The sequence below is a fragment of the Stenotrophomonas maltophilia group sp. RY12688 genome (assembly GCF_052149045.1).
Lineage (GTDB): Bacteria > Pseudomonadota > Gammaproteobacteria > Xanthomonadales > Xanthomonadaceae > Stenotrophomonas > Stenotrophomonas sepilia.
This window is the reverse complement of record NZ_CP197389.1, coordinates 1,210,420-1,224,208: the sequence shown is the minus strand read 5'-3', so window position 1 is coordinate 1,224,208 and position 13,789 is coordinate 1,210,420. Positions and strand designations below refer to the sequence as shown.

Genomic DNA, 13,789 nt, shown 5'->3' with positions numbered 1-13,789 from the left:
TGTCCCTGTGGCAGATCAGTAGCGCCAGGCCAGGCTGAAGCCGAATGTGGTGTAGTCGGTGGGGAAATGGGCGGGTTTGCGCAGCGCCGAACCCACGAAGCCATCCCAGGAAAGCTGCTGCCAGCCGCCGCGCAGGCCCAGTGCCATGCCGGCCAGGTCATGGCCGGACTGCCACTGCGCGGATGGGCCGCCGATGCGGCCGTAGTCGGCAGCCACGTAGAACTCCTGGCCGCCACCGATACCGAGCGAAAGATCGTTGCGCAGCGACCAGCCACGCTCGCCGCTGAGCGAGCTTTCACCGTCGAAACCGCGCACGGTATAGCGGCCACCGATGGCGAAGCGATCCTGCGGCGAGAGTGGCGTGCGGTTCCACTGCGCCCGCCATGCGGCGGTGTAGCGCAGGCGCTGCCTGCCCAGCTGGAACGGCACGCTGAACTGCGCGTCGGCAGTGATCAGCTTCATCCGCGAGGTGCCTTCCAGCGGCAACGTCGGGTCCCACAACTGCGCCATCTCTTCCGGCGAACGCAGTGCGTGGAAGGCGCCCGTGCCACGCCGGTAGGCCACGCTGGTATCGAGCGTGGCAGTGCCGATGAACTGCTTGTGGGTCAGGCCCAGTTCCCAGCCAGCGGTGCGGCGGCGCTGCACTTCGATCTCGGTATCGTCGATGTAGTTCTTCGACTCGCGCTGCCAGCCGCGTGCGTAGGCACTGAACTTGATCTTGGCATTGCGCAGCAGCAGCCGGTCCACCCGCGCTTCGGCGTTGCGGCTGCGGCCACTGTACTCGTAGCGTTCAAAGGCACCGACCACGTTCTGGCTGTAGTCGTAGGCGCTGGCAGTAGCACCGAACAGCCAGTAGCCGTAGGGCACGTCGTAGTGCGCGGTCCAGCTGTCGGTGTCCTTGCCGCGGCCGTTGAACACGCCACGGCCCGCACTGACGTAGAACAGCTCGTTCAGGCCCAGCGGATTATCCAGCGACAGCGTCGCGTTGGCCTGCAGCTTGCCGGTGCCGCGGCTGCCGGCATCGTCCAGGGTGACGCTGGCGCGCACCGGCGAGCGCTGCGTCCAGTCGATCTGCAGGTCGCTCTGGCCCGGCGCCGCGCCCTCGCCGTCGGCCGGCGCGATCTTGATGTCGGCGCTGACGGTGGGCACGCGCTGCAGGTTCTCCAGACCCTGCTCGATGTCACGCAGGTTGAGCAGGCCGCCGCTGCGGATCGGCAGTGCATTGGCGAGGGCCGGATGCCGTCCCTGCGGATCGGAGAACACGGCCTCGCGGAACCGGCCCGGCACCACCGACAACGCCAGCGTGCCCTGGTTGAGGTCCTGCGGTGCCGACAGCACGCGAGTGGTGACATAGCCACGGGCGATGATCGCGTTCTGCACACGCTTCATCACCACGTTGATGCCTTCGGTTCCCAGGCAACGGCCAGTGGCCGGATCGTCCGTCGGGTCGGCCGCCGCCAGTGCCCAACCGAAGCGCTGGCTGTCTTCGCCTTCCAGCACGATGCGATCGATGCGTACGCACGGGTGCTCCTGCGCCGGCAGGCGGTCGCTCTCCTTCTGCGCGTCCCGCTCCAGGCGGACGTCGGGACGTTGTTCCTGCTGCTCGCGCAGCACGCGTTCGCGCTCCTGCTGCCGCAGCAGTTCCTGCGCGGCGGGATCACCGGCCTGCTGGGCGGTCGCCGGCCATGCGGCAACGGCGAGCATCAACGACCAACCACGATGGAGCCTCGGCCCCGGGTGCTTCTTCCCTGTTTCCACGCTACGTTCCATTCGAAATCGTCCTGCCAGCCGCGGTGCTGCAGGAACGTGAACCGAGGCTGCGCCACCATGGACAGCCACGGCATCGCGCGACAGGCGCAATGCCGCAGTACAGATCGGCCGGCGCGGGAGTTTCTGAAGAATGAATTTCCGCAGGGCGCGCGTCAGCCCGGTGCAAGGGCTCGCGGCAAAGCGTTGGCAGGTTGCGGAACGAGCGTTCGCCTCGTGCCTGCAAAGCGGCGCATGCGGCTGCACGACAGCCGTGCAGCGAAGTGCAGCCGCGAAGTATGCGGTGCACGGCCCACGCCCGCAAAGCGAATCCGTTCAGCCGCACACACCCTGCGCGCGGGTCACGCTACAGTCGGCGCATGACCATCGTCCTACAGATTGAAGGCGCCGCCATCGATGACATCGCCAGCCTGTACGCGGAGATCAACCGCGTGTTCATGGCTGGCGAGGCGTGGCAGCTCGGGCCAAGCCTTGATGCGCTGGACGACCTGCTGCATGGCAGTTATGGCGCGTTGGCCGGCCAGGCGCAGGCCACGCTGATCTGGCGCGATATTGCCCACAGCCGCACGGCCCTGGGCATGGAGACCACCCGCCAATGGCTGCAGGCAAAGCTGGACACACCGGGCAGCTTCAACACGCAGGCCATTGCCCACCAGCTGCAGGCCCTGCAACGGGGCGAAGGCCCGACCTACTTCGAGATCGTCATGGAGATTTTCACCAGCCACCGGCAGATCACGCTGGTCCCGGCCTGACTCCTTTACGTGCCGTACCGGCCTGCCACCGGTGGCGGCAGCCCTGCGCCCCAGCAGTTACCATGGACGGCCCTGTACCCGCTCCGCTGCGGCCGCCCTCCGGCGCGGCCGGATGCCCAGATCCACGAGTCCCATGTCCAAAGACAAGTCCGCCGAACACACCCCGCTGATGAAGCAATTCTTCGCAGCCAAGTCCGAGTACCCGGACCTGCTGCTGTTCTTCCGCATGGGCGACTTCTACGAGCTGTTCTACGACGATGCGCGCAAGGCCGCGCGCCTGCTCGACATCACCCTGACCCAGCGTGGCAGCTCCGGCGGCGCACCGATTCCGATGGCCGGCGTGCCGGTGCATGCCTACGAGGGCTACCTGGCACGGCTGGTGGCGCTGGGCGAGTCAGTGGCGATCTGCGAGCAGATCGGTGACCCGGCGCTGGCCAAGGGCCTGGTCGAACGCAAGGTGGTGCGCATCGTCACCCCCGGAACCGTCACCGACGAAGCGCTGCTGGACGAGCGCCGTGACACCCTGCTGATGGCGCTGTCGCGCACGAAGCAGGGCTACGGCCTGGCCTGGGCCGACCTGGCCGGTGGCCGCTTCCTGGTCAACGAAGTGGAAACCGACGATGCGCTGGAAGCCGAACTGGCCCGACTGGAGCCGGCCGAGCTACTGGTGCCCGACGAAGAAAACTGGCCGGAATTCCTGCGCCAGCGCACCGGCGTGCGCCGCCGTGCGCCGTGGCTGTTCGATGCCGACAGTGGCCGCCGCCAGCTGCTGAACTTCTTCAAGCTGCATGACCTGAGCGGCTTCGGCATCGATGACAAGCCACGTGCGACCGCTGCCGCAGGTGCCCTGCTCGGCTATGTCGAGGAAACCCAGAAGCAGCGCCTGCCGCACCTGACTTCGATCGCGATGGAAACCGCTGGCGAGGCGATCGCGATGAATGCCGCCACCCGTCGCCACCTGGAACTGGATACGCGCGTCGACGGCGATACCCGCAATACCCTGCTGGGCGTGCTCGACAGCACGGTGACGCCGATGGGCGGCCGCCTGCTGCGGCGCTGGCTGCACCGCCCGCTGCGCCTGCGCGAGGTGCTGGTGCAGCGCCACCATGCGGTGGAAACCCTGATCGATCGCGGCAGCGACGCCGACATCCGCGAACAGTTCCGCCGCCTAGGCGACCTGGAACGCATCCTCACCCGCGTCGCGCTGCGCTCGGCGCGCCCGCGCGATTTTTCCACCCTGCGTGATGGCCTGGGGCTGCTGCCCGCCGTGCGCGAGGTGCTGGCGCCACTGGACTCGCCGCGCCTGCAGGCCCTGCACGCCGCGCTGGGCGAGCATGACGCGTGCGCGCAGCTGCTGGCCAGCGCCATTGCCGAAATGCCGCCACTGAAGCTGAGCGACGGCGGCGTGCTGGCCGAGGGCTTCGATGAAGAGCTGGACGAGCTGCGCCGCCTGTCCACCCATGCTGACCAGTTCCTGGTCGATCTGGAACAGCGCGAACGCGAAAGCAGCGGCATTCCCACCCTGAAGGTGGGCTACAACCGCGTGCACGGCTACTACATCGAGATCAGCAAGGGCCAGTCCGACCGTGCGCCGGTGCACTACACCCGCCGCCAGACGCTGACCAATGCCGAGCGCTACATCACCGAAGAACTGAAGGCGTTCGAAGACAAGGTGCTGTCCGCGCGCGACCGTTCGTTGTCGCGCGAGAAATACCTGTACGAGCAGCTGCTGGACACCCTCGGCGAACAGCTGGAACCGTTGAAGCAGTGCGCCGCTGCGCTGAGCGAACTGGACGTGCTGGCCGCCTTCGCCGAGCGCGCGCAGGCGCTGGACTGGTCGCGGCCGGAACTGGAAACGGCACCGTGCCTGAAGATCGAGCGTGGCCGCCATCCGGTGGTCGAAGCGGTGCGTGAGCAGCCGTTCGAACCGAACGACCTGGACCTGCATCCCGACCGTCGCATGCTGGTCATCACCGGCCCGAACATGGGCGGTAAATCGACCTACATGCGGCAGAACGCGCTGATCGTGCTGCTGGCCCACATCGGCAGCTTCGTGCCGGCCAGCCGTGCGGTTATCGGTCCGATCGACCGCATCCTGACCCGCATCGGCGCCGGTGACGACCTCGCCCGCGGGCAGTCGACCTTCATGGTCGAGATGGCCGAGACCAGCTACATCCTGCATCACGCCACCGCCCATTCGCTGGTGCTGATGGACGAGATCGGCCGCGGCACCTCCACCTACGACGGCCTGGCGCTGGCCGATGCGGTCGCACGTCACCTGGCCTACCAGAACCGCTGCTATACGCTGTTCGCGACCCACTACTTCGAGCTGACCGCGCTGGCCGACGAACAACACGAGGGCGGCCGCAGCGGCATTGCCAACGTGCACCTGGATGCCGTCGAGCACGGTGAAGCGCTGGTGTTCATGCACGCGGTGAAGGACGGTCCGGCCAACCGCAGCTTCGGCCTGCAGGTGGCCGCACTGGCCGGCCTGCCGCGCACTACCGTGGCGCAGGCACGGCGGCGCCTGGCCGAGCTGGAGCAGCGCGGCGGTGAAAGCCATGCCGCCGAGCTGGCGCCGCAGGCATTGGATGCGCCGCAGCAGTTCGGCCTGTTCAGCGCCCCGGCCAGCAAGGCGCAGGAAGCGCTGGCGGCGATCGACCCGGACGAACTGACGCCCAAGCAGGCGCTGGAAGCCCTGTACCGGTTGAAAGCGCTGCTGTGACTGCAACGCATAGAGACGGCCTCCGGCTGCCATGCAGGAGGCCTCTTGAAAGTCTCTGCAAATCCGATTTTGCGTTTCAATTGACGGAATCTATCAATCTGAACGGATCATTCGATTATTCATTTCATCTGGCCCTAGCTAAAGTCGAGTGAAGATGTTCCACCCCGTCTTCACCCGCAGGAGCCAGCCATGAGCCAGTCCGATAACAACAGTCCCAAGTGCCCGTATCACACCGCTCCCTCGCCGGCAGAAGGCGCCCAGCAGCAGCGTGAGCTGAGCACGACGCCGAAGCAGAAGCACGGCGACGATCCGGTCACGCCGATGACCACGGCCTTCGGCGCACCGGTGGTGGACAACCAGAACAGCAAGACCGCTGGCCCGCGCGGCCCGCTGCTGATGGAAGACGTGTGGCTGCTGGAAAAGCTGGCCAACCTCAACCGCGAGATCATTCCCGAGCGCCGCATGCATGCCAAGGGATCGGGTGCGTTCGGTACCTTCACCGTCACCCACGACATCAGCAAGTACACCCGCGCCAAACTGTTCGAGAAGGTGGGCAAGCAGACCGAGATGTTCGCGCGCTTCACCACGGTGGCCGGCGAGCGTGGTGCCGCCGACGCCGAGCGTGACATCCGCGGCTTCGCACTGAAGTTCTACACCGAAGAAGGCAACTGGGACCTGGTCGGCAACAACACGCCGGTGTTCTTCCTGCGCGACCCGCGCAAGTTCGCCGACCTCAACAAAGCGGTCAAGCGCGACCCGCACACCAACCTGCGAAGCGCGCGCAACAACTGGGACTTCTGGACGCTGCTGCCCGAAGCCCTGCTGCAAGTGACCGTGGTGATGAGCGACCGCGGCATTCCGCGCAGCTTCCGCCACATGCATGGTTTCGGCTCGCACACCTACAGCTTCACCAACGCCGACAGCGAGCGCTTCTGGGTCAAGTTCCACTTTGTCAGCCAGCAGGGCATCGAATCGCTGACCGACGCGCAGGCGCAGATCCTGGTCGGCCATGACCGCGAAAGCCACGGCCGCGACCTGTTCGACGCGATCGAGAAGGGCGACTTCCCGAAGTGGAAGCTGTTCATCCAGGTCATGCCGGAGCTGGAGGCGGAAACCTACCGCATCCATCCGTTCGACCTGACCAAGGTATGGCCGAAGAGCGACTACCCGCTGATCGAAGTGGGCCAGTTCGAACTGAACCGCAACCCGGTCAACTGGTACCAGGACGTGGAGCAGTCGGCGTTCGCACCGAGCAACCTGGTGCCGGGCATCGGCCCGTCGCCGGACAAGATGCTGCAGGCACGCCTGTTCGCCTATTCCGATGCGCAGCGCTACCGGCTGGGCGTGAACCACCACCAGATTCCGGTGAACGCCGCACGCTGCCCGGTGCACAGCAATCACCGCGATGGTGCGATGCGCGTGGATGGCAACTACGGCGGCCTGCCGCATTACGAACCGAACAGCTACGGCCAGTGGCAGGAACAGCCGCAGTACCGCGAACCGCCGATGAAGATCCGCGGCGACGCCGACTTCTGGAACTTCCGTGAGGACGACGCCGACTACTTCAGCCAGCCCGGTGCGCTGTTCCGCAGCTACAACCAGGCACAGAAGGACCGCCTGTTCGCCAACACCGCCCGCGCCCTGGGCGATGCACCGGACTTCATCAAGCAGCGCCACATCGACAACTGCAGCAAGGCCGACCCGGCCTACGGTGCCGGCGTCGCCGCAGCCCTCAAGGCGCTGGCCAGCCAGCCATCGGATCCGTTCAAGCCGGCGCAACCGGAAGCGGACTTCCCTACTGCGACCCCGGGCGCGGAAGACATCGAGCTCTGATCGCCCTCCCCGTGTACGGCACGCCGCCCCCCTGTGAGGCGGCGTCGCCGTTTTAACGGTCCGCGTCGTACCTTCTGCACGCCCCACCCCAATCAAGGAATCCGCAGATGAGCCTGACCGATGAACTTCTCGCCAAACTGCAGGGCGCGCCGCTGCAGCAGGTCTCCCAGCAGCTCGGTATCAGCGATACCCAGGCTTCCGGTGCGATCAGCGCCGCACTGCCGGTGCTGATGGGCGCGCTGGGCAACAACGCCTCGCAGCCACAGGGCGCACAGGCGCTGCTCGGCGCACTGCAGAACAACCACAGCGGCCTGGACCTGGGCAGCGTGCTTGGCTCGGTACTGGGCGGCGGTGGCGGTGGTGCCGCCAGCGATGGCGCCGGCATCCTCGGCCACATCTTCGGCGGCAGCCAGCAGAAGGTCGAAAGCGGGCTGGCGCAGGCTACCCAGCTGGACAGCGGCCGCACCAGCCAGTTGCTGCAGATCCTCGCACCGATCGTGATGGCCTTCCTCGCCCAGCGTCTCGGTGGCGGCCAGGCCGATGCCGGCTCGCTCAGCCAGGCGCTTGGCCAGGAAAAGCAGCACGTGCAGCAACAGGGTGGTCTTGCCGGTGGCCTGCTCGGCAGCCTGCTGGACCAGGACGGTGACGGCCAGCTCGGCGTGGGCGATCTGCTGAAGATCGGCGGCAGCCTGCTCGGCGGCAAGCGCTGACGCCTGCGGGCGCCGGACCCGGTCCGGCGCCGCATCATTTACAGCGCGTCAATATCGCCCAGCGCGCGGATCAACCGGCGCGCGCGCTTGTCCGGCTTGTGCTCCGGCGGCTGGAACCCATCGCGCGCGGCGATGCGCAGCGCACGCTGTTCGGCACGACGCGCCTTGGAGGCCTCGCTCTCGGCATACAGCTGCTGCGCCGTCGCTGCGGGCCCGCGCTGATCGCTCAGGCCGAGCACCTGGACCTCGAAATGCTCTTCACCACGGTCGACCTGAAGCTGCTCGCCCACGCGCACCGCGCGTGAGGATTTCGGACGCTGCCCGGCAACGCTGACCTTGCCGGTCTCGATCGCCTGCTTGGCCAGGCTGCGGGTCTTGAAGAAACGGGCCGCCCACAACCAGATGTCCAGGCGGACACTGGGTGACAGCGGGGAAAGCTCGGGCATGGGGGCAGGCTACTCCAGTGGCTTGTTGAGGGGACGCGGGTTGTCCGGGTCGGCCCGGCAGCCGGTGCCGCCGATCAATGGCCGCACCCCGGAGGCCAGGTCCTGGCGCTGGCTGCCGACCAGACACTCGGGACGGTCGGTTGGCCGGATCTGGGTATCACCCAGCCGGTCGTCCATCGAACATGCGGCCAATCCGACGCTGATCAAGGCCAGCGCCAGCCTCCGCTCCACCTGCAGTCGTTGATGCATTGCCACATCCCGCAAACCGGCGTGGTGCTAGTGTGCGCCTCCCGGGATTCGATCACCACTCCATGGCCAAGGCACCGCTTGACCTGACCTCCGGCCCGATCGGGCGCAATCTCCTGTTGTTCTCCCTGCCGATCCTGGCAGGCAACATCGCGCAGTCGCTGAACGGCTCGGTGAACGCGGTCTGGGTCGGGCGCTTCCTCGGCGAGGCGGCGCTGACCGCCACCGCGAACGCCAACAACATCATGTTCTTCCTGATCGGCTCGGTGTTCGGTTTCGGCATGGCCTCCACCATCCTGATCGGCCAGGCGATCGGCGCGCGCGACCTCGTGCAGGCGCGGCGCGTGGTCGGCACCAGCGCCACCTTCTTCATCGGCCTGTCGGTGATCATCGCCCTCGCCGGCTGGTTCATGGCCCATCCGTTGCTGGCGGCGATGGGCACGCCGGCCGCTTCGCTGCCATTGGCCGAGGCCTACCTGCAGATCATCTTCCTGGCGATGCCGACGCTGTACGCGTTCGCCTTCCTCACCGCCGCGCTGCGCGGTGCCGGTGACTCGCGCACGCCGTTCCGCTTCCTGATGGTGTCAGTGGCGCTGGACATCGTGCTGAACCCGGTACTGATCTTCGGCATGGGGCCGTTTCCCGCGCTGGGTATCGCCGGCTCGGCGTGGGCCACGCTGGTCGCGCAGACGCTGTCGCTGGCCGGCCTGCTGCTGTACATGCGGCACAAGCGCCACACCCTGTGGCTGGGCCGCGCCGACATGCGCCTGTTCAAGCTCGACATGACCATCCTCAAGGCTCTGGTGGTCAAGGGCGTGCCGATGGGCCTGCAGATGGTGCTGATCTCGCTGTCGGTGATCCTGCTGATGACCATGGTCAACCAGTACGGGACCGACACCGGCGCGGGCTACGGCGCTGCCCTGCAACTGTGGAACTACCTGCAGATGCCAGCGATGGCGATCGGTGCAGCATGCTCTTCGATGGCCGCACAGAACGTGGGTGCGCAGCGCTGGGACCGCGTGCGCGGCACCGCACGCCAGGGCGTGCTGTTCAACTTCCTGCTGACCGGCGCGTTGATCCTGCCGCTGGTGGTGTTCGATCGCCAGCTGCTGGCGCTGTTCCTGCCACCGGCCAGCCAAGCGCTGGAGATCGCGCGCCACCTCAACCACGTAGTGATCGGCTCGTTCCTGTTCTTCGGCGTCAGCTTCGTGATCTCCGGCGTAGTGCGCTCCACCGGCGCGGTGATTCCGCCGCTGCTGATCCTGGCTGGCTCGCTGTGGGGCGTGCGCGTGCCGTTCGCCGAACTGCTGCAGCCGTACTGGGGCGCCGATGCGATCTGGTTGAGCTTCCCGGTCAGCTCGCTGGTGTCGATGCTGCTGTCGCTGGCGTATTACCGCTGGGGCGGCTGGCGCAAGGCGAAGATGATGGGCAAGCCCTCGCATGCCGAAGAACTGGCCACGCCCTCTGAGATTCCCGCCTGCCCACCCTCGCCGGTGGCCGACCCGGATGCCGCACCGCTGCGGTAGTGCCGGCCGCTGGCCGGCAACTTCCCCCCACTCCGCAAGCATCGCAAAACAGCCGGCCAGCGGCCGGCTCTACCGCTTCTTCGCCGCCGGGGATTACCACGGTAGTGCCGGCCGCTGGCCGGCAACTTCAAACCCCTCCGCAAGCATCGCAAAGCAGCCGGCCAGCGGCCGGCTCTACCGCTTCTTCTTCGCCGCGTTGAGCGTCGCCGCCGCGCGCAGCAGCGCCTTGAACGCAGCGGCATCCGGCATCGCGCCTTCATGGATGTCGATCGCACGCCGCGTGTTGCCGTCCAGGCTTGCGTTGAACAGCCCCTTTGGATCGGCCAGCGCCGCACCGTTGGCGAAGGTCAGCTTCACTGCCTGCTTGTAGGTCTCGCCGGTGCACAGGATGCCGTTGTGCTCCCACACCGGTGTACCCCGCCATTTCCAGGTTTCCTGCACGTCGGGCAGCGCTTCATGGATCAACGCACGCACGCGTGCCAGTGTTTCACCGCGCCAGTCTGCCAACTCGGCGATGCGTGCATCGATCAACTCGGTGGCCGGTGTTCCGGCATCGGCCGGGTTGGGGGCATGCGTGGCCATCAGGAGCTCTCGTCGGGAAAGGAATGAGAAGGTCGGGGTTACATGCGCTCGCCGGGCAACGCGGCGGCCTGGCGCACCCAGTCGAGGAACTGTGCCTCATCCAGCAGGCCGTCCTGCGGGATGTGCAGGTAACGCGTATCGGCGCTCCTGGACGGCTCGGGCGGCACTGGCGCCAGTGCCGCGCCGCGGAAGAACGCCACCTTGATGTAGCGGGTGAAGCAATGGAAGCTGAGAAACCACCCTTCGCCCGGCGCAACCGCATACATCGGCGAGTTCCACTTCACTGCCTTGTGCACCCCAGGTACGGCCTGCTCGATCAATGCATCCAGTCGCGCGCCGATCGGACGTTTCCAGTCCGGCATGGCGGCGATGTATGCCTGCACCGGCGCATCGCCCTCGCCCTTGGCGATCTGAGGGTTGCCACCGGACAGCAGCGTGGGCGCAGTGGAAGGTGCGGTTCGCTTGGCAGGCATCGCACGCTATGTCCATCGGGATGAAGCTGCAGCCTAGCGCGGGCCCGCCCGGTGGTCACGGCGCAGTGCGCCATCGGCTCAGCCCGCCTGCCGTGCGCGGAACCGGCGCCAGTCCGGCAGCTTGCGGTGGCGGCGCAGCGAGCGCATCAGCGCTGCCATCACGATACCGAACAGCACGCCAGCCGACAGGCCGGCCACCAGCAACAGCGCCAGCGGGCGCTCGCTGCCCTGCCACAGCATCAGCCACATCAGCGCGGTCCAGAACAGCCCGAACAGCAGGCCCTGCACCAGCGCATTGGTGCCGAAGCCGGCCAGGATCGGTGGCGGCAGGGCAATGCCCAGGCGCCATAGCAGGCGGTGCAGCAGCGGCGCCGACTGCACGCGCACCAGCCCCTTGCCGTCGAGAAAGCGCAGTGCCGACTGGATCACGGCGGGATAGCGCGGGTTGATGTCGCTCATCAGCTGATCGTGGCCGATGCGATGCCGGAAACGCAAACGGCCACCCGAAGGTGGCCGTCGCGGCAACAACCGAAGTTGTTTATCAGGCCTTGTCGGCCAGACGGGCAGCCTTGGCGGCAGCAGCGGCAGCCAGGTCTTCCTTGATGCGGGCAGCCTTGCCTTCCAGGCCGCGCAGGTAGTACAGCTTGCCGGCGCGGACCTTACCACGACGCTTCACTTCGACCGAGTCGATGATGGCGCTGTGGGTCTGGAAAACGCGCTCGACGCCGTAGCCGTGCGAGATCTTGCGCACGGTGAACGAGGAGTTCAGGCCGGCGTTCTTGGTGGCGATGACGACGCCTTCGTAGGCCTGCACGCGCTCGCGGCTGCCTTCCTTCACCTTCACGTTGACGACAACGGTGTCGCCCTGGCTGAACTTCGGCAGTTCGCGGGTGATCTGGGCGGATTCGAATTCCGCGACGATGGACTTGTTCAGCTTGCTCATGGGTTACACCGATTCTTGTTCGGGTGGGCGTGTCGTATCGACAACGTGGGCTCATGCAGTCACCGGACTGTGCTGCACGTTTGTTTTGGGTACTGCGCGCGCCAACCGGGGCTGGCGGGAATTAGGCATGATAGCCGATAAAGCCAGCCCTGCGCTAGGGGCTGGCCTTCTGGTTCCGGGCCTGGCGGCCCTGCTCCAGCAGTTTGCGGTCGGCCTTGCCCAGTGCCTGTTCATCCAGCAGGTCCGGGCGCCGCTGGGCGGTCCGGAGCAGCGACTGCTGGCGGCGCCAGGCGGCGATGGCCGCGTGGTTGCCCGAGCGCAGCACCTCCGGCACGTCCCCCAGCGGGTGCTGGGCCGGCTGGCTGTAATGCGGACAGTCGAGCAGACCGAGGTCGCCCTCGAAGCTGTCCTGCGCCGCCGACTCCGCATCGTTCAGGGCACCGTCCTGCAGGCGGGCCACGGCGTCGATGATCACCGCCGCGCCCAGCTCGCCCCCGGACAGCACGTAGTCGCCGAGGGAGATTTCCTCGTCGACATTGGCCTCCAGGAAACGCTCGTCGATGCCCTCGTAGCGGCCACAGAGCAGGACCATGCGCGGCAGCGCCGCCAGTTCCCGCACCTTGGCCTGGGTCAACGGCGCGCCCTGCGGACTGAGGTAGATCACCCGCGCCGGGGTGGGATCGGCCTCTCGGATCGCCTGCAGGCAGGCCTGCAGCGGCTCGATCAGCATCACCATGCCCGGGCCACCACCGAACGGACGGTCGTCCACCCGGCGGTAGTTGCCTTCGGCGTAATCACGGGGGTTCCAGCCATGCAGGCTGAACAATCCCTTCTCCTGCGCGCGCCCGACCACGCCCAGTCCAGCGGACTGGGCGAGGAACTCGGGAAACAGGGTGATGACGTCGAAACGCATGCTCACACTCAGAACTCGGGATCCCAGTCGACCACGATCAGGTTGGCCTCGAAATCGACCGATTTGACGAAGTCCGGCTGCACGAACGGAATCATCCGCTCGCGGTCACCCCGGACCACAACCACGTCATTGGCGCCGGTGCTGAACAGGTGCGAGACCTGGCCCAGGGCGACGCCCTCGGCGGTCTTCACATCCAGGCCTTCCAGGTCCACCCAGTAATACTCATCGGGCTTCGGCGGCGGCAAGGCACTGCGGGCCACGTAGATCTCGGTGCCGCGCATCGCTTCGACCACATCGCGATCCTCGACCCCGGGGAAACGGGCCACCAGGTGCTTGCCGCTGTCGCGGCCGCGCACACCTTCAACCGTGGTTTCCACGCCGGATGGGCTGCGCACGATCCACGGCTGGTAACGAAAAATGGCGGAACGTGGCTCGGTCCAGGACTCGAGCTTGATCTCGCCGCGCACACCAAAAGCGCCGACAACCCTGCCCAGCAGGATGCGGCGCTCGATATCTTTCATCTGCTTCAACCAAGAGGGCCACGCCGAAGCGTGGCCCGTCAGGATCAGGCCGCAGCGGCCTGGGACTTGGTCGCTTCCTTGATCAGGTTGCGGACCTTGTCGGTCGGCTGGGCGCCGTTCTTGACCCAATGGTCAACGCGGGCCAGGTCCAGCTCGATGCGCTTCTCGGCGCCCTGGGCGACCGGGTTGTAGAAGCCAACGCGCTCGATGTTGCGGCCGTCGCGCGCGCTGCGCACGTCGGTGACGATGATGTGGTAGAACGGACGCTTCTTGGCGCCGCCGCGGGTCAGTCGAATCTTGACCATGGTGTTTTTCCTATTGCCCAGTCGCCAGGATGGCGAGGTAAGCGGGC

General features: G+C 66.8%; 15 protein-coding genes. 5 read left to right on the top strand and 10 right to left on the bottom strand.

Annotated features, from left to right (window positions below):
• Nucleotides 1–15 precede the first annotated feature (15 nt).
• On the bottom strand, nucleotides 16–1,704 hold the full coding sequence (locus ACS0OT_RS05685; RefSeq protein WP_425604502.1) for a ShlB/FhaC/HecB family hemolysin secretion/activation protein: 1,689 nt from the start codon (nucleotides 1,702–1,704) through the stop codon (nucleotides 16–18).
• A 422-nt stretch (nucleotides 1,705–2,126) separates the two neighbouring features.
• Here ACS0OT_RS05685 and ACS0OT_RS05680 point away from each other — a divergent pair, with 422 nt between their 5' ends.
• The 4 genes from ACS0OT_RS05680 (at nucleotide 2,127) to ACS0OT_RS05665 (ending at nucleotide 7,787) form a co-directional block, all read left to right on the top strand.
• Nucleotides 2,127–2,519: a barstar family protein gene (locus ACS0OT_RS05680; RefSeq protein WP_053498144.1), complete on the top strand. Its 393-nt coding sequence runs from the start codon at nucleotides 2,127–2,129 to the stop codon at nucleotides 2,517–2,519.
• A 133-nt stretch (nucleotides 2,520–2,652) separates the two neighbouring features.
• Nucleotides 2,653–5,244, top strand: coding sequence for a DNA mismatch repair protein MutS (gene mutS / locus ACS0OT_RS05675; RefSeq protein WP_164092665.1), 2,592 nt, complete (start codon nucleotides 2,653–2,655; stop codon nucleotides 5,242–5,244).
• Between the two features lie 189 nt (nucleotides 5,245–5,433).
• Nucleotides 5,434–7,077, top strand: coding sequence for a catalase (locus ACS0OT_RS05670; protein WP_005415744.1), 1,644 nt, complete (start codon nucleotides 5,434–5,436; stop codon nucleotides 7,075–7,077).
• 107 nt (nucleotides 7,078–7,184) lie between these two features.
• Entirely contained in the window at nucleotides 7,185–7,787 is a 603-nt protein-coding gene (locus ACS0OT_RS05665) for a DUF937 domain-containing protein (protein WP_065178082.1), read from the top strand.
• A gap of 38 nt (nucleotides 7,788–7,825) precedes the next feature.
• On the opposite strand, the gene ACS0OT_RS05660 is transcribed toward ACS0OT_RS05665, so the two are convergent.
• Nucleotides 7,826–8,233 carry an RNA-binding S4 domain-containing protein gene (locus tag ACS0OT_RS05660; RefSeq protein WP_005415742.1) on the bottom strand — a complete coding sequence of 136 codons (408 nt, stop codon included), beginning with the start codon at nucleotides 8,231–8,233 and terminating at the stop codon, nucleotides 7,826–7,828.
• Between the two features lie 9 nt (nucleotides 8,234–8,242).
• Nucleotides 8,243–8,482 carry a hypothetical protein gene (locus ACS0OT_RS05655; protein ID WP_005415741.1) on the bottom strand — a complete coding sequence of 80 codons (240 nt, stop codon included), beginning with the start codon at nucleotides 8,480–8,482 and terminating at the stop codon, nucleotides 8,243–8,245.
• Nucleotides 8,483–8,544: 62 nt separating this feature from the next.
• Between ACS0OT_RS05655 and ACS0OT_RS05650 the strand changes: the two genes are divergently transcribed.
• Nucleotides 8,545–10,005 (top strand): MATE family efflux transporter, encoded by a 1,461-nt coding sequence (locus ACS0OT_RS05650; RefSeq protein WP_139726837.1) that lies wholly within the window; start codon nucleotides 8,545–8,547, stop codon nucleotides 10,003–10,005.
• 174 nt (nucleotides 10,006–10,179) lie between these two features.
• On the opposite strand, the gene ACS0OT_RS05645 is transcribed toward ACS0OT_RS05650, so the two are convergent.
• The 7 genes from ACS0OT_RS05645 to rpsP all read right to left on the bottom strand — a co-directional run bounded on the left by ACS0OT_RS05645 (nucleotide 10,180) and on the right by rpsP (nucleotide 13,742).
• Nucleotides 10,180–10,587, bottom strand: a complete 408-nt coding sequence (locus ACS0OT_RS05645) for a DUF1801 domain-containing protein (RefSeq protein WP_065178085.1) — start codon at nucleotides 10,585–10,587, stop codon at nucleotides 10,180–10,182.
• Nucleotides 10,588–10,625: 38 nt separating this feature from the next.
• Nucleotides 10,626–11,060, bottom strand: a complete 435-nt coding sequence (locus ACS0OT_RS05640) for a DUF1801 domain-containing protein (RefSeq protein ID WP_005415738.1) — start codon at nucleotides 11,058–11,060, stop codon at nucleotides 10,626–10,628.
• A gap of 78 nt (nucleotides 11,061–11,138) precedes the next feature.
• Nucleotides 11,139–11,519 carry a DUF6404 family protein gene (locus ACS0OT_RS05635; RefSeq protein ID WP_139726836.1) on the bottom strand — a complete coding sequence of 127 codons (381 nt, stop codon included), beginning with the start codon at nucleotides 11,517–11,519 and terminating at the stop codon, nucleotides 11,139–11,141.
• A gap of 82 nt (nucleotides 11,520–11,601) precedes the next feature.
• On the bottom strand, nucleotides 11,602–12,003 hold the full coding sequence (rplS, locus tag ACS0OT_RS05630; RefSeq protein ID WP_005415736.1) for a 50S ribosomal protein L19: 402 nt from the start codon (nucleotides 12,001–12,003) through the stop codon (nucleotides 11,602–11,604).
• Between the two features lie 154 nt (nucleotides 12,004–12,157).
• The gene (trmD, locus tag ACS0OT_RS05625; protein WP_005415735.1) at nucleotides 12,158–12,916 is read right to left on the bottom strand and encodes a tRNA (guanosine(37)-N1)-methyltransferase TrmD; all 759 of its coding nucleotides are present in this window, start codon (nucleotides 12,914–12,916) and stop codon (nucleotides 12,158–12,160) included.
• 8 nt (nucleotides 12,917–12,924) lie between these two features.
• Nucleotides 12,925–13,437 (bottom strand): ribosome maturation factor RimM, encoded by a 513-nt coding sequence (rimM, locus tag ACS0OT_RS05620; protein ID WP_442256076.1) that lies wholly within the window; start codon nucleotides 13,435–13,437, stop codon nucleotides 12,925–12,927.
• Nucleotides 13,438–13,481: 44 nt separating this feature from the next.
• Complete coding sequence (gene rpsP / locus ACS0OT_RS05615; RefSeq protein ID WP_005415733.1) at nucleotides 13,482–13,742, bottom strand: 30S ribosomal protein S16; 261 nt, start codon at nucleotides 13,740–13,742, stop codon at nucleotides 13,482–13,484.
• Between the last annotated feature and the right edge of the window lie 47 nt (nucleotides 13,743–13,789).

Excerpts from the sequence above, each read along its gene's own strand:
- rpsP (WP_005415733.1), bottom strand. The coding sequence starts at position 13,742 with ATGGTCAAGATTCGACTGACCCGCGGCGGCGCCAAGAAGCGTCCGTTC.
- ACS0OT_RS05650 (WP_139726837.1), top strand. The coding sequence starts at position 8,545 with ATGGCCAAGGCACCGCTTGACCTGACCTCCGGCCCGATCGGGCGCAAT.
- rplS (WP_005415736.1), bottom strand. The coding sequence starts at position 12,003 with ATGAGCAAGCTGAACAAGTCCATCGTCGCGGAATTCGAATCCGCCCAG.
- ACS0OT_RS05670 (WP_005415744.1), top strand. The coding sequence starts at position 5,434 with ATGAGCCAGTCCGATAACAACAGTCCCAAGTGCCCGTATCACACCGCT.
- ACS0OT_RS05635 (WP_139726836.1), bottom strand. The coding sequence starts at position 11,519 with ATGAGCGACATCAACCCGCGCTATCCCGCCGTGATCCAGTCGGCACTG.
- trmD (WP_005415735.1), bottom strand. The coding sequence starts at position 12,916 with ATGCGTTTCGACGTCATCACCCTGTTTCCCGAGTTCCTCGCCCAGTCC.
- ACS0OT_RS05665 (WP_065178082.1), top strand. The coding sequence starts at position 7,185 with ATGAGCCTGACCGATGAACTTCTCGCCAAACTGCAGGGCGCGCCGCTG.
- mutS (WP_164092665.1), top strand. The coding sequence starts at position 2,653 with ATGTCCAAAGACAAGTCCGCCGAACACACCCCGCTGATGAAGCAATTC.
- ACS0OT_RS05685 (WP_425604502.1), bottom strand. The coding sequence starts at position 1,704 with ATGCTCGCCGTTGCCGCATGGCCGGCGACCGCCCAGCAGGCCGGTGAT.
- ACS0OT_RS05640 (WP_005415738.1), bottom strand. The coding sequence starts at position 11,060 with ATGCCTGCCAAGCGAACCGCACCTTCCACTGCGCCCACGCTGCTGTCC.
- rimM (WP_442256076.1), bottom strand. The coding sequence starts at position 13,437 with ATGAAAGATATCGAGCGCCGCATCCTGCTGGGCAGGGTTGTCGGCGCT.
- ACS0OT_RS05660 (WP_005415742.1), bottom strand. The coding sequence starts at position 8,233 with ATGCCCGAGCTTTCCCCGCTGTCACCCAGTGTCCGCCTGGACATCTGG.
- ACS0OT_RS05655 (WP_005415741.1), bottom strand. The coding sequence starts at position 8,482 with ATGCATCAACGACTGCAGGTGGAGCGGAGGCTGGCGCTGGCCTTGATC.
- ACS0OT_RS05680 (WP_053498144.1), top strand. The coding sequence starts at position 2,127 with ATGACCATCGTCCTACAGATTGAAGGCGCCGCCATCGATGACATCGCC.
- ACS0OT_RS05645 (WP_065178085.1), bottom strand. The coding sequence starts at position 10,587 with ATGGCCACGCATGCCCCCAACCCGGCCGATGCCGGAACACCGGCCACC.